The organism is Paenibacillus sp. JNU01, from assembly GCF_059130585.1.
Genome location: NZ_CP169723.1, coordinates 6,175,550 through 6,195,504 on the forward strand (window position 1 = coordinate 6,175,550; position 19,955 = coordinate 6,195,504).

Sequence of the window (19,955 nt, forward strand, 5' to 3'; positions counted from 1 at the left end):
TTTGAATATTAAACGAGGGGAAGAATGCTATGCGAAAGCGGATTTCAATCATAACGTTAGTTTTATTTTTGACCTTCAATAACTGTTTGAGTTTTGTTCTGCCATTTAACAATCAAGCTTCAGGGGACCCCGTAACACCAACGATATTGGCACATTATCCACTGCTTGAGGATGTACAGGATACATCCGGTAATGGCAAACATGGAACGGCTGTAGGCAACATTACGTATGCCGATGGTCTTACTTTACCTGGAGGAACAGATAGTACTACGAACTACGTGCAGCTTCCTACTGGATTGTTTGATCATCAAGAAAATACAACGATTTCTGTATGGATCAAAAATAACACGGGGAGCGGGAACTACTCCGCATTATTCTACGGTACGCCAGCAGCTGAAAATAAATTACCAACGAACTATTGGCTGTTTAATCCATCGAATCCAAGTGGTGATTTCAAGTCCGTATTTACGGATCGCAATAATGTGGACCAGCCTTGGACAACTGAGATTGGAGTATCAGGCGCTTCTACCTCACAATATCAAGGTCAATGGGTTCACTATACGACGGTCATCACAGAACGCTCTATTACAGGTTACATTAACGGTGTAAGTATAGGCACGGCCGCCAAAGAGAAAACAACAGCCAGCTTTGGTACGGATTTGCAAGCATACATCGGTCGCTCCAATTATTCAGGGGATGCTACTTTTGCGGGCAGCTTTCAAGATTTGAGAATTTACGGAGAGGCACTAAATAATGAAGATATCGCGGCAGTATATGAACAATCATTTAATGAAAAGCAAGTACAACAAGGAAAAATAGAGCTAACGTTAGGTGATATATCTGCCGTGACAGAATCTCTTGAACTTCCTTCTACCAATAAGTATGGCGCATGGATATCGTGGACTTCCAGTGATGAGAGTGCGGTTAGTACAACTGGGGAAGTGACCTTACGAGAAATGGAGCAACAAGTGACGTTAACTGCAACCATTTCTTTAGGTGGAAGCCAGGCAACGAAGGAGTTCGTGGTTACCTTACTACCTAAAGGTGCTACTGTGGAGCAGATTGCCGTTAAGGAGGTTTCGCTTAATGAAGCTGCACTTCGTTTATCCATGGGGGACAGCGAGACATTAGTGGCTACAATTTCACCTTCAAATGCAACCAATAAAAGAGTCGTCTGGACATCTAGTGACTCCAGTGTAGCGCTTGTCAATTCAACGGGTAATGTTACAGCGGTTAGTGAGGGTAATGCCACAATTACGGTACAGACTGAAGATGGAGAGTTTACAGCTACATCAGCCGTTACCGTTAAGGGAAAATCACTCAAAGATGATCTTATTCTTCATTACAACATGAAAATGACCGAAGAAGTAGACGGTCAACTTGTATTAAAGGATGTTGCCAACAAGGCAGTTACATTTGATGGAATATTTAAAAATCCAAACAATGGACAGTTCATTTCAAATAGTGAAGTTGCTTTTATTTCATTTAATGGTGGAAGCTCTACATCGAACAGTGGATATGTTGAGATTCCCAAGGGCTCCAATCGACAGGATCTATTACAAGGTCTGAATGAGATTACCGTATCTTCCATCGTAAACTGGACGAATGACGGTACGAATCGCTGGATTTTCGGTTTGGGTACAGTGTTAACGCCAGAAACGAACAAATATTTTTTCGTAACCCCGCGTCACGGTAGTGGATCAGGCAATATGATTGCTACAGGTATCTCCAAAAATGGCTGGCCGAACGAAGCCTTAGTTACAGGTGGCGCAAACTCCAACCTGATCGGTGGACAGTGGAAGCATGTAACGGTGTCCTTCTCTGAAGCTAGCAACAAGATCACATTATTCGTTGATGGAGTTAAGGTTGCTTCAGGTAATACGAAGGGACTAAAGTTGTCAGACATTATTAATCCGGATGCTACGTTTTCTGGCTTTATCGGTAAGTCCATCTTCGCGAACGATCCATACCTTCAAGGTAGCGTGGCTGATTTCCAAGTATATGATCGTGCGTTGACTGAGCAGGAAATGGGCGAGTTATATCAACAAGAAGCAGCAACTCACATCTCCAAAATACGTCAGCTTACTGTTGATGATGCAGCGAATCAACTTGACATCGGTCATTACTTAGACGGGGCAGATCAGAGTGCTGAGCAGATAACGAAAGACCTTACCTTACCGACGAGTGGTAAAAACGGCGTAAACATCACGTGGAGTTCCAGTCATCCTACGGTCATTTCTAACAGTGGTACTGTACAACGTCCTGCTGTTGAAGCAGGTAATGTTCAAGCAGAGCTTACCGCTACTTTAACGTATCAAGGCGTATCTAGAGCGGCTGTATTCCCGGTTACGATCTTGAAGCAATTCGATGATCAGCAGAAGGTTGATCTGGACGCTGAACAATTAGAGATCTACAACGCGGACAATGTTAAAGGGAACTTACGTCTTGTCACTACAGGTGAACAAGGCTCCACCATTACATGGACATCCAGCAGGCCGGCGGTCGTTAAAGGAACGGCTGAAGCGGCTGGTAACGCTACACAATTAGGCTGGGTGAGCCGTCAAACTACGGATATACCCGTTACGCTAATCGCTACGATTACGAATGGTACAGCTTCGAAAGAGCTAACGTTTAACGTTACGATTAGAAAAGCAGCTGCACCAGTACAGCCTGATGCGTACTTCTTTGCATACTTTACAGGTGAATATGAGGGCGGTGAAGAGATCTCCTTTGCTACAGCGGAAGATCCATTGTTCTGGAAAGCACTGAATAATGGAAAGTCGATCCTGCAATCGAATATGGGGGAAGAGGGACTTCGTGATCCATTCATTATTCGGTCAGCAGAAGGTGATAAATTCTATATGCTGGCAACCGATTTGAAAATGGGTGAAAGTACAAATTTTGATCAAGCTCAAATGACAGGCAGTCATTACATGATGGTTTGGGAGTCAGAGGATCTCGTGAACTGGAGTGAGCAGCGAATGATCAAGGTGGCTCCTAGAACGGGAGGAAATACGTGGGCGCCAGAAGCGATCTATGATCCGGTAACTGGAGAGTATATTGTATTCTGGGCATCATCGATGAAAAACACAGAGACATATGGTGATTATAACGGAAGACCCGAAGGTCAGTACAATGTGATGTACTACGCAACAACAAGAGACTTTTACACTTTTTCAGAGCCAAAGGTCATGATTGATGAGTCACTTCCGACCATTGATTCGACGTTTATTGAGCAGAATAATATGTTGTACCGATTCACCAAATCAGAAGTAAATACGAAAGTGTATGTGGAGAAAGCACCAAATTTCTACTATGACAAAGACGGTATTGCAGCAAATGGCCTTCAATATGAGGCTGTTCCGGGTACACGTGATAACAAACTTGGCTTGATCGGAAAAAATGGCAATAACGAAGGACAAACGATTTTTAAAGATATTCATAAAGACAAATGGTATCTGTTCCTTGATTCATGGCCATATCATGTACGATATACAACAGACTTGGACAGTAGCACGCAATATATTAACAATGTGTTAAGTAGTGATCAATATGCACTTCCGCCAGGACCACGACACGGGACGGTAATTCCAATCTCACGTGCGGAGTATGATGCTTTGCAAGAGAAGTATGCATGGAAAGGTCCAGCACCATCAGCAGACCCGGTTGTACATTACTCATTTGATGCAAATACAGTGAATGGTACAACGTTGAATGACATTTCTGGTAATGGCCATCACGCAACACTCGTAGGTGGAGCAACGATTAATGAAGAGGATCGGATCGGTAAAAGTGGTGGTGCACTAGAGTTTAATGGATCAACAGGATATGTGAAGCTGCCAGATCACTTGATTCAATCCTTGAATCTGGAGAAGGCTACGTTCTCTACATGGGTTCAAATGGATAAAAATCAAGCCAATCAAAGAATATTTGATTTTGCTTCCGAAACAGGCAGACAGGTTAACCGCAACACCATGTACTTGAGTACACAAGGGGATACAGGTAGTCTGGAGTTCGCTGTCGTAACCCCTTTTACAGAGAAATTTAGCAATGACAGCACGAAACTAGGATTAGATTATAAATATGCAGTGAGAAATGCTGGACTTTTACCAACGAAGACTTGGCAGCATGTTGCCATTACAATGGATGAATTTGATGCCGTATTGTACGTGAATGGTCAAGAGGTTAAACGCAGCTCGACATTTAACGTGGAGCCGAGAATGTTACTGGAAACAACGATGAATTATATTGGTAAATCGAGAAACAGCTCTCATAGTCTATTTGATGGTAAATTGGATGATTTCCGTATCTATAATCGTGCATTATCCGTTGAAGAGATTGCAACTTTGGCTAATGAAGACGTTACTCCTCCAGTAGAGCAGCCATCTGGGGCAGAACTCATTCTCCACTACGATATGAATTATATCGATGGTGCGACAGTTGTTGACCAAACAGGAAACTTTAACGGAAAATGGATGAATCCGTCTAAAGCAGAATGGATTAGTACACAAGATGCGGGTGTACTAAGCTTTACTGGTGGCACAACTAACTCCTATGTAGAGCTGCCACAAGGAGTTCTCGATGGATTAACGGATATCACCGTTTCGTCCATTGTGAACTGGAGCGGTAAAAATGCTGCGGAGTGGTTATATGCATTAGGAAGACCAAACAGTAATACGCACTATACGTATTTCACACCACGTTATAACGCTAACGGTCTGGCTCGCTTAGGTATCGCGACAAATGCCTGGAATAATGAGTCTTCAACTTCGACCACGGGCTTAAAGAATAATGAATGGAAAGTCGTTACAACTGTTGTTTCAGGTACAGATGGTACACTAACGCTTTATATTGATGGTGTTGCTGTTGCATCAGGATCAACAAATGGTATGACGTTAGAACAAATAAAAAATATCTCAGGAAGTAGTGGAACCATTGGGAAGTCATTTTATCCGGCTGATCCATACTTCGGCGGGTTGATTGCAGACTTCCAAATCTATGATGGTGCGATGACAGCAGCAGATATTGCATCACTGAAGGCTCGTGCAGATCAGAAGATTGCTTCGATGAAGGGCATGTTTGTATCGGCTGCGAAAGAGAAATTAACCATTCATGATCTTCTTGCCTCGAATACATCCAAAGATGCGATTATAAGCAATGTAACTTTGCCAACATCAGGTGCTTATGGCACAACAATAAGCTGGACTTCGGATAAGGGGAATGTCATCTCAACTACAGGTGCCGTAACCAGACCAGCTAACGCAACGGGTGATCAAGTTGTAACGTTAACAGCAGTATTTTCAGATGGTACAGAGACAGCTCGCAAAACCTTTACGTTGATGGTTAAGGCATTGCCAAGCGATGCCGCTTCTGTAGATGAAGCAAAAGCAGCGCTAGTCGTTCATAACATTGGTGATGTTAGAGGTCATCTCTCATTACCGAAATCTGGACTATATGGAACAACCATTACTTGGGCTTCTGTTCAGCCCAATGTCATTTCAGTGACGGGTGAAGTACAACGTCCGGCGTACGGTAGTGGAGATATAGACGTGAAGCTTACAGCTACGATTACATTAAATGCAGCATCCGCTACAAAGGAATTTATGGCGAAGGTGAAGGATCGGCCTGCTGATGAAAAATATGCGGGATACTTCTTCACATATTTCACTGGAGAAGGTAGCTCAACAGGCGAGCAAGTTCACTTTGCACTAAGTAACGGTAATGATCCATTGAACTGGCGAGAATTGAATAATGGTAAACCTGTATTGACCTCTACCTTAGGGGAGAAGGGAGTACGAGATCCATTCATTATTCGTTCGCCTGAAGGTGACAAGTTCTATATGATCGCTACCGATCTGAAAATTAACGGCAATGGTGACTGGGGCAAAGCACAGACATGGGGCAGTCGTTCGATTATGGTGTGGGAATCGAATGATCTGGTCAACTGGACAGATCAACGCATGGTAGAGGTTGCACCGGAAGAAGCAGGTAATACCTGGGCACCAGAAATCATGTACGACAAGACTACAGGTGAATACATCGTATTCTGGGCTTCAAGAATGTTTGTCGATGCATCCCATACAGGCAGTGCATATCAAAAAATGATGTATAGCAAGACAAGAGATTTCTATACGTTTACTGAACCGCAAGTATATTTGGATTATGGATATTCCATCATTGACACAACGATGATTGAGCATGATGGAAAAGTGTATCGTTTTACAAAGGATGAGCAGGACAACGGAGCTTCTGCTCCATTTGGCAAGATGGTCTTCCAAGAGGTTGGTAACTCGATCTTAGATCCAGCCTTCAAGATGATTAATCAAGGTGTGGGTAACATGAAATGGGTTGAGGGTCCAACGATCTTCAAATCAAATACAGAAGAAAAATGGTATTTATTCGTAGATGAGTTTGGTGGAAGAGGTTATATTCCATTCGAGACAACCAATCTTGCATCAGGCGAATGGACATTATCTTCCAACTACAACTTACCCGCCAGTCCGCGTCACGGAACGGTCATTCCCATTACACAAAGTGAGTATGATGCACTCAGTGGGAAGAACGTACCCGTTAGCGGAATTAGCTTGGACAAAAAGACAATGTCCATCTTAGAAGGTCAATTAGGGCAGTTGACAGCTACGATCACACCGGCAAATGCAACGAAAAAAGCAGTAACATGGAGCTCTAGCAATCCAGCTGTAGCCACTGTAAGTGCGACGGGGCGAGTAACAGCGGTGGCAGCAGGAACAGCAAGTATTACAGTCACTACAGTAGATGGTGGGTTTTCATCCAGCGCTACAGTAACAGTAACACCATTGGTTGATGGGACTCCAGAAGCACCAAGCAGTGGGGATGGAAATGGTGGCGGTAATATCCCTGCACCTACAGCACCACCAGCTACAGGTGGAAGTGAGCCAGTGGTGACGGACAACGGACAAATAACCATCAAGCCAGTCGTAAATGAGAGTCATGCTTCCAACGTGAAGTTAAGTGCAGATACGGTGAAGCGTGCGCTTGATCAAACGACAGGCGGTAAGCTACAGGTGCGAGTTGAAGGTGATCAAAGCTTGAACGGGCTAACGATTGAGTTAGCAGTAGATGCGCGCTTAACAAGTGGATCTTCTACGGTAGATCGCATCGAGATCAATACAGGCTCTGCAGTCGTAAGCGTGGCAACCGAACTGCTCGGAACAGGAACAAGTGCGGGGAAAACGTTAGGATTGTCGATTAAGAAAATAACAGCTAATCAATTGTCAGCTAGTGCACAAGCTGGGCTAACAGGTGAGGTCGTATATGATATTGAGTTAACGATTGATGGTAAGAAGCTTACAGCGTTTGATGGCAGAGATGATCTCGTGATTGCATTGCCATACACCCTAAAAGCTGCCGAAAATCCCAACAATGTCATCGTATACGATGTGAAGGACAACGGTGAGCTAAGAGTGGTGACGAATGGTAAATACAATGCAGCGACAGGAAAAGTAGAGTTCAAGCCAACGTATCTAAGCAAGTATACGGTAGCGAATGTTGCAACGGGCTTTAAGGATGTGACCCAAGACTGGGCGAAGGATGCCATCTCAGCATTGGGAGCAAGAGGCATTGTGAAGGGTGTAGGCGACGGCGAGTTTAATCCGAAGGGTCAAGTGACAAGAGCAGAATTCATCACCATGCTGATGAATATGTTGGAGTTATCGGATGAGAGCGCAACGACAAGTTTTAGTGATGTGAAGTCAGGAGAATGGTACCATGGAAACATCGCAACTGCGCAGAAGCTGGGGATTGTGAACGGAAAACCAAATGGAAGATTTGGAGTTCATGAGAACATTACGCGAGAAGATATGGTGGTTATGGTATACAAGGCGATCCAAATAAAGCAACTAGCGTTAGCAGGTGGTGAAGCTACTGCTTTCAAGGATGAAGCAAGCATCGCAAACTACGCGAAGCAAGCGGTAGAGGCAATACAGGGAGCAGGCATCATAAACGGTGTAGGTAACGATGAGTTTGCACCGAAGAAGAATGCCAGCCGTGCAGAAGCAGCAGTGATGATCTATAATGTGTTGAGTTTGATGTAGGCACGTGCTCCGTGCATTAAGGAATAACAAAGCTAAAAACGTTACCACTTCTTGTGGTAGCGTTTTTGGCGTACCATTTCGATTCCCTCATGTTCAATACCTAAAACTTGACCACTAACACAAGGACTCTTGAGTGTAAGTGGTTTTTTTATGATTCATAGCAGTGATACTTATCCTTTTTGAGAGCGCTTTTAAATTAATGTAGACAAGAGAACATACCAGATGATATATTGTTTCTGTAAGAAACAATATTATTTTTGTTGAGAACTGTATTATACGTGTCCTTGTTAAGGGCGGAAGAAATGATCTCTCGGAGCTTAAGCTTGGACACTACAAAAGGGACGGGGATATGATGACTAAAATCGAGACAACAGTTCAATCCTTTGACGGTACACAGCTTTATTTCAGCAAGGATACAGTGGAAAATGCCAAAGCCGCTGTCGTTATTGTGCACGGATTAGCGGAACATACCGGTCGCTATGATTATGTGACAGAGAAGCTGAGTCAGCGCGGGTTTAACGTATATCGATTCGATCATCGCGGTCATGCCAGATCGGAAGGACAGCGTACGTTCTACAGTGATTTCCACCAGATCATAGAGGATGTCAACGTTGTGGTGGAGACTGCTTTGCAAGAAAGCGGAAATCTTCCGCTGTTTGTTATCGGACATAGTATGGGCGGCTTCGCAACATCGTCTTTTGGAACGAAATATCCAGGCAAGGTTAAAGGTATCGTGTTATCCGGAGCGCTCACTCGTTACAATACAAAAGTTGCCGGAGAACTGCCGATGGATCTGCCTACAGGCACGTATTTCCCGAATGAGCTGGGCAGCGGCGTATGTAGTGATCCCGCAGTTGTATCCGCTTACGCGAATGATCCACTAGTTGAAAAGCAAATCTCTGTAGATTTGTTTAACAGTCTGGGAAATGGCATAACATGGCTGAAGGAGAACGCTGAGCAGTTTATAGATCCCGTACTTGTTCTGCATGGGGCGAATGACGGGCTGGTCAGCGAAAAGGATTCTCGTGATTTTTACGGAGATATCGCTTCAACCGATAAAACACTCAAAATTTATGCTCATCTGATGCATGAGATATTTAATGAACCAACCCGTGATGACGTTATTGAAGAAGCAATCACATGGATTGAAAAACGGATCTGATTTCAGTAGAGTAAGAGAGAGAATCTGAATGATGAAAGGGATTATCCATGAAATTAGATTGGATGGGCGACCATCGGGAACTGATTGAAAAAATTATCAAGTACGGCAATGCGTACTCGAACACCTATAAGTTGCAGCGAAGTTATGGTACGGATATGATGTTCTCGGCTTCACAGATTCAGACGCTGGAATACATTCTGGAAGCCGAGGATAAGGAAGAGAAGATGACGGAAATGGCTGCGCGCCTGGGCGTAAGCCGCAGTACATTTTCCAAGAATGTGAAGAATCTGACCGAAAAAGGACTGCTCGAGAAATTCCATCTAAGCGGTAACCGCAAAGATATTTACGTCAAACCTTCGGCAAAAGGGCGCGAGGTATATGGCAAGTATACCGAATTTGTGCGAGAGCTTTGCTTTGATGAGATTTTCAAGTATGCCGATCAGATTTCAGATGCCGACAAACAAAACTTTATTCGCATTATGGATATGTTCGCCGATGTACTCGTCTGGTATGGTGAAAAGGAACAGGAAGCGCGTAAATTAATCAGAATTGATTCGGATTCGGGCAGCGACTAGTTTCGAGACAAAGGGATTTTCCTCAAGGCTGTTCTGTGGCCGGAAAGGAAAATTCCTTTTTGCTTGCTCTGAAACACGAATCTTGAAATTAAGGCACTAGCCCATTCCCTCCGCGAATGTCCGTCATACAGTATAAGGTGCTCTCGTGAACTGCTGTATGACAAATGTTGAATAGGGAGATGGATAGATTGAAATCAAAAACGAAACTGACCGGACGAGTGATCTTCAGAGGTGATCCAGGATATGAGGCCGCCCAAAAAAACTGGGATCCGCATACGGACAGATTTCCTAAAGTATTTGTTTTTGCTCAGAAAACAAAAGATGTCTCCAATGCCATCCGATGGGCTCGTGAGAATGATGTGCCGATCCGGCCGCGAAGTGGCAGACACGCGCTTGAAGTGAACCTTTCACAGGTGAATGGCGGTATCGTGATTGACGTGAGTGATCTGAATTCGATCAAGCTTGATAAAAAAAATGGAACCGTCGTTGTAGGAACAGGCAACCGGGTAGGAAGAATTGCGAATACCCTCGCCAAGCAAGGATTCATCGCTCCTTTTGGTGACAGCCCTACCGTTGGAATCGGTGGGATTACGTTAGGCGGGGGAATTGGGCCTCTCCAACGTACCATAGGTCTCATCAGTGATAACCTGCTTGAAGTGGAAATGGTGGATGCCAACGGAAAAGTCATTCGGGCGAATAAAAAGCTTAATGCAGATCTCTTTTGGGCCTCACGTGGTGGGGGTGGTGGTAACTTCGGAGTGTACACCCGCTACAAATTCAAAGTGCGCCGGGCTCCAGCGAAAGCGACAGTATTTAAAATCACCTGGCCATGGGCTCAATTCGAAAAGGTGCTCAAAGTATGGCAGCGGTGGGCTCCCTCTGTTGATACGAGATTGGGCAGCGAGTTGTCCATCGGACCGAAAAAAGGTGGTAACGTTATGATGGAGGGACTGTTCTTAGGCTCTAAAACAGAGGCCCTCCGATTATTGCAGCCAATGACTAGTGTCGGCACACCGACGAGCTCCACGGTTCGTTTGTTGCCTTACCCGGAAGTTGTGAAGTTCTTATTGCAGCCTGACCCGATTCAAACGCAAAGGTTCAGTAACCAGTTCTCCTCCGGTTTCGGAAGAAAACCATTTCCTGATAAGGCCATCAAAACGATGCGGGCATTTTTGGAGAATATAGAAGAGGGGCCAGGCGGGTTCTATTTCCTGAACTGGGGTGGAGCGGTAAGTCGCAAATCACCTCGATCAACCGCATTTTTCTGGCGGAAAGAGAAGTTCTATGTGGAATGGACCAGTACGTGGATCAAACCTTCCCATGCCGCTAAAAATATTGCACTCGCTCGTAATACTCGCAAGAAATTGCAACCATACATTGTCGGTTCCTATATCAACGTTCCAGACCAAGGAATCAAGAATTCCGGTCCAGTGTACTATGGAGCCAACTATGCCAGACTGCGGAGAGTCAAAGCCAAGTATGATCCGAAAAATGTGTTTAACAATCCGCAAAGCATCACGCCTGCTCGGAGAGTGTAATCCATATTCACTTGTTCACTGTCTAATTAATGAGTGAAGAAACACGCCTTATTGGGCGTGTTTTTGGTATGTAAAATATTAATGCCAGAACAAGGAATGAAATCAACCTGTGAACAAGCATGAACAAGCGTGAACGACGGTCAATGGAAAGATATACGACGCACACTCAGAATATCACGACCGTAAATACTTTTTTCACCGAACAACGAAAAAACCGCCCTCGGTCATATGACCAAGAGCAGTTTCTTCACATGCCAACTAGGCATGTCAGTTGTTGGAGCAATTAAACGTTAACTTTTTCTCCAGCAAATACTTCCACGTTCATTGGTGCGGCCATAAAAGCTGCTGCTTGTTGAACAAAAGCCTGGAAATGTGAGCTTGTGTTGTGGGAAGCTGTAGCAGCTTCATCTTTCCACAGTTCAATCATCGTGTATTGTTGTTCGTGTTCTGTGCTTTTTGTCAGATCGTAGCTGATGTTACCTTCTTCTTGACGTGTAGCCGTGATCAGTTCTTTAGCTGCAGCCAAAAATGCTTGTTCTTGAGCCGCTTGAATTTGCAGATGTGCGTGAATGATAATCATAATAGTTAACCCTCCAGAGTGTGTTTGAGATTTGTTAGTGATATAAACCTATTAAAAGCAAATAATCATGACTTACAGGGAAACAGCCCCTGATATTATGCCCAAGTTGTGATGGTTTCTACTGGCAGACGATAGGAAGGATGACCTTCTTTCGCTGATTTACCAATAGAGATCAACATAACGGGTTGATAACGCTCTTTGTCCATACCGAATACTTCTGCAATTTGATCTTTCTCATAACCACCAATTGGGTTGGTGTCATAACCATGAGCACGTGCTGCAAGCATCAATTGCATGGAAGCAAGGCCAGCATCGATGAGGTTAACGTCACGAAGATCGGAAGCAGCCATCTTTTCGTAATAAGGCATTACAGTTTTGAGCTGCATATCCTTAATGTCTTGTGGCATGTAACCAAGTTCTACAGCTTTACCAAAAATCTCATCCATATATTCAACGTTGTTCATGTCAATGAATACGCCAATAACAGCGGCAGAAGTCAAAACCTGATTTTGATTGAATCTTGCAAGAGGAGCAAGCTTTTCTTTGCCTTCAGCTGTATCTACAACCAGAAAACGCCAAGGTTGCAAATTGATCGAAGATGGTGCACGGGAAGCTTCTGACAGAATTTCTGTCATTTCTTCACGGCTGATTTTCACTTCAGGATCATACAGTTTAACAGAACGACGACCGTAGGTAATCTCGTTAAAATCATTTGTTTTTTGGAATTTGCTTTGAATCGTACTCATGAATGGATCTCTCCTCTATATATGGGTTAAAAATTGTTCTGCATACGTTCGAGGAAATCAGCGAGCGCTTGAACCTCGTCTTCACTGAAATCCTGCAAAATCTGATTGATGAAATTCGTCTTCTCGGCTTTATAACCTTCAATCTGCTTTCGACCGTGGTCCGTGAGACGAACAAAAGTTACCCGATTATCTTCAGGGTTTTTACGTCTTGTGACCATCAGGTCTGCCTCAAGCTGCTTCAAGTGGCGTGTAATCGCAGCACTATCAATGTTAATGATTTTCTGCAGCATGGACTGGTTGATCTCATCGACCTGATCCAGTTCATGGAGAATCTCAAAGCGTGAGGAACTGATACCTGTGCAACGTTCGAACTTGGGACTGATTTTGTTGCCCAACACGTTCAGCAGGTTGATGATCTGTTCTTCTTTGGAAACAATACGTGTCATGACTAGACCTCCCGGGTGAATCTGAATCATGAACAACGGCGTATGTTAACCAATAAATGATGTTACAGTATACAATGCCATTGCCTAATGATTATTTGTATGCTCTCGATCATTGATGTATCAATAGTTGATGCCTCAATCATTGATGGCTCAATTAATATATCATGCCTTTTATGATTTTGCAACAGGTTGTGAAGAAAAGATGATTATACCTGGGTTATCCCAGTGCAGAAGCATGTCTTCTGTATAGGATGTCCATCTGTATGAGTTTATATCGATGGTCCATGTTATTGAGAATTATTATCAATTGATCTATAATAATTAAAAAGACATGATATATCGAGCGAACGCAACAGGCAGCAGTTCTTACAACAGCTGAGCAGCATGAAGGTGCATATGGATCGGATGGTAAGTACAGAAGATATGAATTTGAATGATCACATCAAGCTGTGGAATCGCTGGATACGATCACAAACATATTACGGAAAGCAAAATAATAGAGCTTAGTTAGGCGAGTATAGGCTTCGATCCGAAAAGGGAAGGGACGTCAGCATGAACGAAAATAATTGGATCAAACAAATGGAGCAACTACATTTCTCTGCTGTCCACGTCTGCCAGTACTCTAGTAATCCGGGTACTCTCAGCCGCAGGGTCTGGAAGAGATACGCCATTTGCAGGATTATTGCTGGCAAGGGATCTTTGACTATGAATAACGTTATACATACGGTGTCCCAAGACGATTGGTTTTTGTTGAAGCCAGGAATGCATGTGGAGTTTCAGACAGATATGGAAGCCCTGGTCCGATATCAGATCATTTTATTTTCCTGTGTGACACTTACCCGGAGTCGAAATGCTTGGCATTGCGGTGCGTTTGATTTTCCTGTTACAGGCAAGCTTAACATTTCTTCCAACGCGTCTGATATTCGGGAGAGCATGGATACCCTGGTACATGGAAAAGACTCTTTCACGAGTCTGGGAAAGACGCGCAGGAAACATCTTTTGCATCAGTTATTGATTCAGCTAATGATACACGTGAATGAAGCAGCTCCGTCTTTAGCGGGGATGGATCGGGCACTTGAATACATGACGCATCAGTATATGAAAGACATTCGAGTCGATCAGATGGCCGGCATGGCAGGGCTTAGTGTGAATCATTTTATAAGAACGTTCAAACGGCAATTAAATATGACTCCGATCGAATACATCCTGAAACAACGTATGGCGAAGGCCAAGCAGCTGTTGTTTTCTTCAGATAAAATCAAGGAAATTGCGGAGCAGGTAGGCTATAGGGATGAGCACTATTTCAGCAGAGTCTTCAAGAAAAACGAAGGTATCGCCCCGACGTTATATATGAAGAATAAAGTGAGTCGCATTGCCACATTGTATTACGGGTTGGATGACTACGTAATAACGCTTGGTATGACGCCAGTGTCCGCACTATCTTATGGTCAGAGAGTGGCTCGCCATGTTGCTGTTCCTGAGCTTCAAGTACACAGTCATCAGGGACTTATCCTGGACAGCTTCAATCAGAACTATGACGGGTTGAGGCGAGTCCAACCGGATCTGATCATTACAAGTAATCGTTTGGAGCCGAATGCATCCCTGCATCATATCGCCCCCACCACTATGCTGGAACATACCAACCATTGTGGTGAAAGACTTCTGTATATAGCGGACATTATGGGACGTACCGAACAGGCTGTGCAGTGGATTGAACAACATGCGAACCTGAGTCAGGTGCTTCGAAGACGAATTCAATCGAGATGGGGGAAACAGAGTGCCATGTTCATCCGAGTGACTTCTCATTTCTACCGAATGTATGGATTAAATAACCAGACAGGAGCCCTATTGTATGATGATTTAAGATTCCATTTGCCTAGCCATTTCCCGGAAAATCAGTGGGCTGTGGAGACGCAAGTTAGCGATTTGCAGTTATATGACGCGGATCATGTGTTTGTAATGGTCGATCCCACGGAAGCGGCGCACGCTCAATTACGGCAATTGCAGCAGTCTAGTGAATGGTTGGCATTAAAGGCTGTTCAAGAAGGCCATGTCTATAATGCAGGAGATATTTTCTTCAAGACGCTGGGGCCAACCGGACGGATGTGGGCTATGCGATATGTAGCAGAGCAGCTTGGTATTACTGTACGGTGATATTGTGCAAGTGAAGAGCGTGGAATAATCCATGGCAAGCTTGTTTGCTTTTCCCTACTATAATGATAATGATTATTATTATTAAATAGTAGAGGAGATTCACTACAAATGGTAAGACAGAGAGTAGCAACGATAGTACTATTGGCCTTGCTTATATTCGTACTGGCCGCATGTGGCAAGACATCGGAAGTAAATGAAGCAATGCCTGAGCAACAGGATACACCTGTGGAAGAGAGTGGTACACAAACGATCGAGCATCTTAAAGGAACAGCGGTTGTACCGCAAAAAATAGAGCGTATGGTTGTGTTGTCTGCCGCTTACATCGATCACATGTTAACGATTGGTGAGAAACCAGCAGGCGTTAATGTAGAAGTTCGTTATGGCGGAGATTATCTGCCTTATCTTGCAGATCAGCTTGCTGATGTGCCAACAGTAGGGTCGGCAGATAGTCCTAATCTGGAGGCTATTCTTCAGATCAATCCGGATGTCATCGTTGTTGAGAGTCGAACTGCTGAGAGTACATATGAGCAGTTGGAGAAAATTGCTCCGACGATTGTACTTGGTAATGAATGGCTGGATTATGAAGATGACACAACGTATTGGACACAGGATCTGTTGACCATAGCCGGGTTGTTCAACAAGGTCGATCTGGCCAAGGAGAAAATCGCAGAGGTGGAGCAACAGGCGGAACAACTAAAAGCGAAGATCGAACAATTGGATCAGAAAAAGCTGGCTTACTTGCGTGTCAGAGAGAAGACTTTGCAAATTTATGCGGAAAAAGGGCATCCAACCAACACGCTGTTGTATCATGATCTTGGATTTGTGCCCACTGCTGTGACGCCTGGCGAACAGCGTGAGGACCTGTCCATAGAGAAAATCGCGGATATTGATGCCAATTTCGTCGTTCTTGAGGTTGATCCGAATGCCGAGGACTATCTAAACAACATCCATGCAAGCTCACTCTGGAAGAAAGTGCCGGCTGTTGGTGAAGATCAGGTCTATACGACAGACTCGTTCTGGTTATTTAAGGGCTGGGGAGCAATCGGTCGCAGCGAGATTATCAACGAAGTTGAAGATATGATTCAATAGATGGGACATTATCCAGGACATAACCATTCAGAGATGTCGGAAGTATTACAGCAATTTTTTGTGACGACGATCCGAGCAGACTGCAATGATTCCAAGTTTCCTTTCCGAGTGAAGGATTTGCTGGATGAAGAGAAACGAGACTTAATATTGCGTGAACAGGCTATGCAACAAGGGCTTCAATTGGATGGAAAAGGGAGTGTAGCTGTCGGTACACTTTTTGCCAAGCGCTATTCGGTGTTGGTAATGGCCGTGATCTCTGCATTCAGTCTATACGACACTACACTTAGTATGGCCGATGATGATATACGGTTCGCATTGAATGGATCAGGCGGCATGCGATATGAGGCTCTGCTAGAGAAAATCTTTCTGGAAGGTCCCGATCCTGTCCAGCGCAGGTCAGAGAGTACCTTGCTCAAGAAGAGAATGCTGTTACATCTGGTACCTGTTCTGCGAGCAGTAGCCATTAGTACAGGAGCGAGTGATAAGGTCATGTGGTCTCTGGTTGCGCATAATGTGCAACAATTGTATGAACGCATGATTAATGATCAAAGAATATGGAAGACGGATCAACGGCTTGCACAGATCAAGGAAGATCAGAGCATATGGCTTGACGAACAAAATGAAAATGCATTTACATTTGCCATGAAGCTGAATCACTTTGATCACCCCGAGTGGCAAGGACCGCCGTTCTTGATACGTCGATATTGTTGTTTGGCTTATCAAGTTGGAGACGGAAGTCATACACATGGTTATTGCGACAGTTGTCCGAAGCTGGATTCGGAATCCCGATTGCATAATCTTCTACAGGAGTGAACTGACATTTTCGTACCGCATCGTCGTATCTGCTTCGATCCTGGTTCTCTTCGAAACTGACGCCAGAGGCTTGGGCGAGACCATGTCCCCAAATCCTCTTTATAAAGAATCGGTCTGGACATCGACATGCTCCATAACCTGCAGCGGCTTAAGCCAGCGTCTGCGGGTTTGTTGGTTTTGGACGGGAAAGTTCAGGCAAACGTAGGGATAAAATCCGAGTAAGCTCAAAAATGAATGACTTTTCACGTTTTTGGATTTTGCGTTGATTACCTGGATCGGATATACTTCAAGTTATTGATCAATTCATAACTGTGCGTTGGAAGGGGAAAAATGATGGCTAAAGATACAGCAGCATCGGTTAATCGGCGAAATGATATTATCTCTGCAGCGATTGACGTCTTCGCGGAAATTGGTTATTACCGTGCGACTACAGCTCAAGTGGCTGAACGGGCAGAGATTTCACAGCCGTATATCTTTCGTTTTTTTAAAACAAAAGAAGCTTTATTATTAACTGCAATTGAAGTCTCATGGACACGAGTGATTGAAGCGTTCCGAATCGTTGTGGAGACGGCGACGCCAGATCAGTTGGAAAATGACTTAATTCAAGCCTACGATAAGATTCTGGAATCTCACAAGAGCGAGATCTTGCTTCAAATGCAGGCGCAAACCATCCGGGAAGAAGTCATTCGTCAGGCCATGCAAAAAGGCATTGGTGATGTACGAAGCATGGTACTGGAAGCTTTCACAGTTGCAGGAATTGCGGAACCACTCAAAAGAACCATGATTTTCCTGGCGATTGGGATGTTGTGTAATGTATCTACAGCATTGGATATGCCGGAGCTGAAGGATCGATAGAGAGGGAGTGAAGTCCCTTTTTTAAATTTAGTTATTGATCAATCACTAAATATGGTTTATATTGTTCTCAGGAAGTAATTGATCAATCACTAAATTAATGAAAGAGGTCGGTATATGATGAAAAAAGCTATTGTTATTGGAGCCACAGGTGGAACAGGTGCAGCGATTACGGAGGAATTGATTAGACGGGGAATTTCTACGATTGCATTTGGGCGCTCTCGTCAAAAACTGGAGCAACTTGCGGTAAAGCTGGGATCTCCGAGTCACCTACAAATCGCAGTGGGAGATGCATTTCAGTCGGATGATATTATTGCTGCTTCCCAGGAAATTGATGTCATGTTCCATTGTGCGAACGTTCCGTATAACGAGATGGAGAGCAGACTGATTCCGCTGGGTGAATCCGTTATGACGGCGGCAGAACACTTGGGGCTGAACGTGGTTGTAATAGACGGAATCTACCCTTATGGCAAAAGACAAATGAAAGAGGTTACGGAAGAACATCCGAAGCAGCCACATACCCGCAAAGGCAAGACACGACTTGCCTATGAACAAATGTTATTCAGCAGAAGATGGAGCAGAGCTCAGGTGATGATTGTTCGCTTGCCAGACTATTATGGCCCAACGGCCAATCAGGCTTCCTATCTGGGTTCCACGCTTGAAGCGATAGCGAAAGGCAAGATGGCTTTTTTTATCGGGAATATGAAGGTAGCCAGAGAGTATATCTATTTGCCGGATGCTGCGGTCATGGTGGTGGAATTGGCAAGCAGGGAGACGACATATGGGCAGAACTGGAACATTCCTGGATCGGGGATCATCTCGGGTCATGAGATTGTGCATATGGCACAGAAGGCTGCGGGGAGAAGAAAACCTGTGATCGCGTTAGGAAAAGTGGGACTGTCATTGATTGGACTGGGTGTACCCGTTATGAAAGAAATTGTAGAGATGTTATATCTGACGGTGGACCCGTTGATCTTGAGTAGACAAAAGTATGAAGAACGGATTGGCCCGGTTGTGGCAACATCTTTTGAAGAAGGAATTGCGTTAACGATTAAGGAGTTGCAGGGGGAGTAGAAGGGAATATATCTTTCGGGACAAGTAATTGATTGATCACTAACTATGGGAGTTTCAGAGGTATCCTGAATGGGGGCGCACAAAGCTAGTCCTGGGCATAGAGTGTACTATTGTAAAAAGCGGAGATTTGACGTGGGTGTACAAGGAGGGGGGGATTTTCTAGTGAGCGTTATGTCCAAAAAGAAACGCAAGATTTCCTCAATTAGTAAAGTTAAACGGAAAGTAAAAAAACAAAAAAAGCACGCTAGCCTTAGGAAGAGCAAGTCTTGTAAAAAAGGCAGACGTAAATGCAAAAAAAAGAAAAGCCACAGAAGCCCTTTCCTTCGAGGCCCACGGGGTTATCGGGGGATGAGAGGATACACTGGAGCAACTGGAGTTACAGGGTTAATCGGAGACCCTGGATCTCCTGGCAAAAGGGGAGCAATCGGTCTAACAGGACGAACTGGAGTAACTGGAATTACGGGAAGTACCGGAGTAACTGGAGCCACAGGAGCTACTGGACTAATGGGGACCACAGGTGTGACTGGAGCTACAGGATTTAAAGGTACGACCGGACCAACGGGTGAGGCGGGAGCAACTGGCATCGGATCGACTGGAGTCTCAGGAACAACCGGCGCAACTGGAATAACCGGATTTGGTAATACAGGCGTGACTGGTGCTACAGGAAATACTGGTATAACTGGCTTTACGGGCAGCACCGGATTTACAGGAGCAACTGGTCCAACTGGAATTGGTGTGATGGGACTAACTGGTTTTACGGGCTCAACCGGTGAAACAGGAGTCACGGGTCCGACTGGTGCAACTGGAATTACTGGCGTTACCGGAGAAACGGGTCTAACTGGGATAACAGGAGT

Annotated in this window: 12 protein-coding genes; 9 read left to right on the forward strand and 3 right to left on the reverse strand. The window is 44.5% G+C overall.

The annotated features are described in order from the left end of the window. Positions 1 to 29: 29 nt before the first annotated feature. From NLBNIHML_RS27170 to NLBNIHML_RS27185, 4 genes are all read left to right on the forward strand, one after another. Entirely contained in the window at positions 30 to 8,072 is an 8,043-nt protein-coding gene (locus NLBNIHML_RS27170; protein WP_494353226.1) for an immunoglobulin-like domain-containing protein, read from the forward strand. Between the two features lie 349 nt (positions 8,073 to 8,421). Beyond that, positions 8,422 to 9,234 (forward strand): alpha/beta hydrolase, encoded by an 813-nt coding sequence (locus NLBNIHML_RS27175; RefSeq protein ID WP_494353227.1) that lies wholly within the window; start codon positions 8,422 to 8,424, stop codon positions 9,232 to 9,234. A 47-nt stretch (positions 9,235 to 9,281) separates the two neighbouring features. After that, positions 9,282 to 9,809, forward strand: a complete 528-nt coding sequence (locus NLBNIHML_RS27180; RefSeq protein ID WP_339241037.1) for a MarR family winged helix-turn-helix transcriptional regulator — start codon at positions 9,282 to 9,284, stop codon at positions 9,807 to 9,809. A gap of 179 nt (positions 9,810 to 9,988) precedes the next feature. Further along, complete coding sequence (locus NLBNIHML_RS27185; RefSeq protein WP_494353228.1) at positions 9,989 to 11,347, forward strand: FAD-binding oxidoreductase; 1,359 nt, start codon at positions 9,989 to 9,991, stop codon at positions 11,345 to 11,347. Positions 11,348 to 11,630: 283 nt separating this feature from the next. On the opposite strand, the gene NLBNIHML_RS27190 is transcribed toward NLBNIHML_RS27185, so the two are convergent. From NLBNIHML_RS27190 to NLBNIHML_RS27200, 3 genes are all read right to left on the reverse strand, one after another. Next, on the reverse strand, positions 11,631 to 11,927 hold the full coding sequence (locus tag NLBNIHML_RS27190) for a putative quinol monooxygenase (RefSeq protein ID WP_339241040.1): 297 nt from the start codon (positions 11,925 to 11,927) through the stop codon (positions 11,631 to 11,633). Between the two features lie 95 nt (positions 11,928 to 12,022). Next, the gene (locus tag NLBNIHML_RS27195; RefSeq protein WP_339241043.1) at positions 12,023 to 12,673 is read right to left on the reverse strand and encodes a nitroreductase family protein; all 651 of its coding nucleotides are present in this window, start codon (positions 12,671 to 12,673) and stop codon (positions 12,023 to 12,025) included. A gap of 26 nt (positions 12,674 to 12,699) precedes the next feature. After that, entirely contained in the window at positions 12,700 to 13,119 is a 420-nt protein-coding gene (locus tag NLBNIHML_RS27200) for a MarR family winged helix-turn-helix transcriptional regulator (protein WP_253433129.1), read from the reverse strand. Between the two features lie 552 nt (positions 13,120 to 13,671). Here NLBNIHML_RS27200 and NLBNIHML_RS27205 point away from each other — a divergent pair. The 5 genes from NLBNIHML_RS27205 (at position 13,672) to NLBNIHML_RS27225 (ending at position 19,101) form a co-directional block, all read left to right on the forward strand. After that, positions 13,672 to 15,273, forward strand: a complete 1,602-nt coding sequence (locus NLBNIHML_RS27205) for an AraC family transcriptional regulator (protein WP_494353229.1) — start codon at positions 13,672 to 13,674, stop codon at positions 15,271 to 15,273. A gap of 108 nt (positions 15,274 to 15,381) precedes the next feature. Continuing rightward, positions 15,382 to 16,362 (forward strand): ABC transporter substrate-binding protein, encoded by a 981-nt coding sequence (locus tag NLBNIHML_RS27210; RefSeq protein ID WP_494353230.1) that lies wholly within the window; start codon positions 15,382 to 15,384, stop codon positions 16,360 to 16,362. A gap of 33 nt (positions 16,363 to 16,395) precedes the next feature. Continuing rightward, complete coding sequence (locus NLBNIHML_RS27215; RefSeq protein WP_494353231.1) at positions 16,396 to 17,175, forward strand: hypothetical protein; 780 nt, start codon at positions 16,396 to 16,398, stop codon at positions 17,173 to 17,175. Between the two features lie 333 nt (positions 17,176 to 17,508). Continuing rightward, positions 17,509 to 18,030, forward strand: coding sequence for a TetR/AcrR family transcriptional regulator (locus tag NLBNIHML_RS27220; protein WP_339242991.1), 522 nt, complete (start codon positions 17,509 to 17,511; stop codon positions 18,028 to 18,030). 117 nt (positions 18,031 to 18,147) lie between these two features. Then, positions 18,148 to 19,101: an SDR family NAD(P)-dependent oxidoreductase gene (locus NLBNIHML_RS27225; RefSeq protein WP_494354768.1), complete on the forward strand. Its 954-nt coding sequence runs from the start codon at positions 18,148 to 18,150 to the stop codon at positions 19,099 to 19,101. Positions 19,102 to 19,955 lie beyond the last annotated feature (854 nt).

Bases quoted from the DNA above. Each gene is read 5' to 3' on its own strand.
- NLBNIHML_RS27170 (WP_494353226.1), top strand. From the start codon at position 30: ATGCGAAAGCGGATTTCAATCATAACGTTAGTTTTATTTTTGACCTTC.
- NLBNIHML_RS27175 (WP_494353227.1), top strand. From the start codon at position 8,422: ATGATGACTAAAATCGAGACAACAGTTCAATCCTTTGACGGTACACAG.
- NLBNIHML_RS27180 (WP_339241037.1), top strand. From the start codon at position 9,282: ATGAAATTAGATTGGATGGGCGACCATCGGGAACTGATTGAAAAAATT.
- NLBNIHML_RS27185 (WP_494353228.1), top strand. From the start codon at position 9,989: ATGGATAGATTGAAATCAAAAACGAAACTGACCGGACGAGTGATCTTC.
- NLBNIHML_RS27190 (WP_339241040.1), bottom strand. From the start codon at position 11,927: ATGATTATCATTCACGCACATCTGCAAATTCAAGCGGCTCAAGAACAA.
- NLBNIHML_RS27195 (WP_339241043.1), bottom strand. From the start codon at position 12,673: ATGAGTACGATTCAAAGCAAATTCCAAAAAACAAATGATTTTAACGAG.
- NLBNIHML_RS27200 (WP_253433129.1), bottom strand. From the start codon at position 13,119: ATGACACGTATTGTTTCCAAAGAAGAACAGATCATCAACCTGCTGAAC.
- NLBNIHML_RS27205 (WP_494353229.1), top strand. From the start codon at position 13,672: ATGAACGAAAATAATTGGATCAAACAAATGGAGCAACTACATTTCTCT.
- NLBNIHML_RS27210 (WP_494353230.1), top strand. From the start codon at position 15,382: ATGGTAAGACAGAGAGTAGCAACGATAGTACTATTGGCCTTGCTTATA.
- NLBNIHML_RS27215 (WP_494353231.1), top strand. From the start codon at position 16,396: ATGTCGGAAGTATTACAGCAATTTTTTGTGACGACGATCCGAGCAGAC.
- NLBNIHML_RS27220 (WP_339242991.1), top strand. From the start codon at position 17,509: ATGGCTAAAGATACAGCAGCATCGGTTAATCGGCGAAATGATATTATC.
- NLBNIHML_RS27225 (WP_494354768.1), top strand. From the start codon at position 18,148: ATGAAAAAAGCTATTGTTATTGGAGCCACAGGTGGAACAGGTGCAGCG.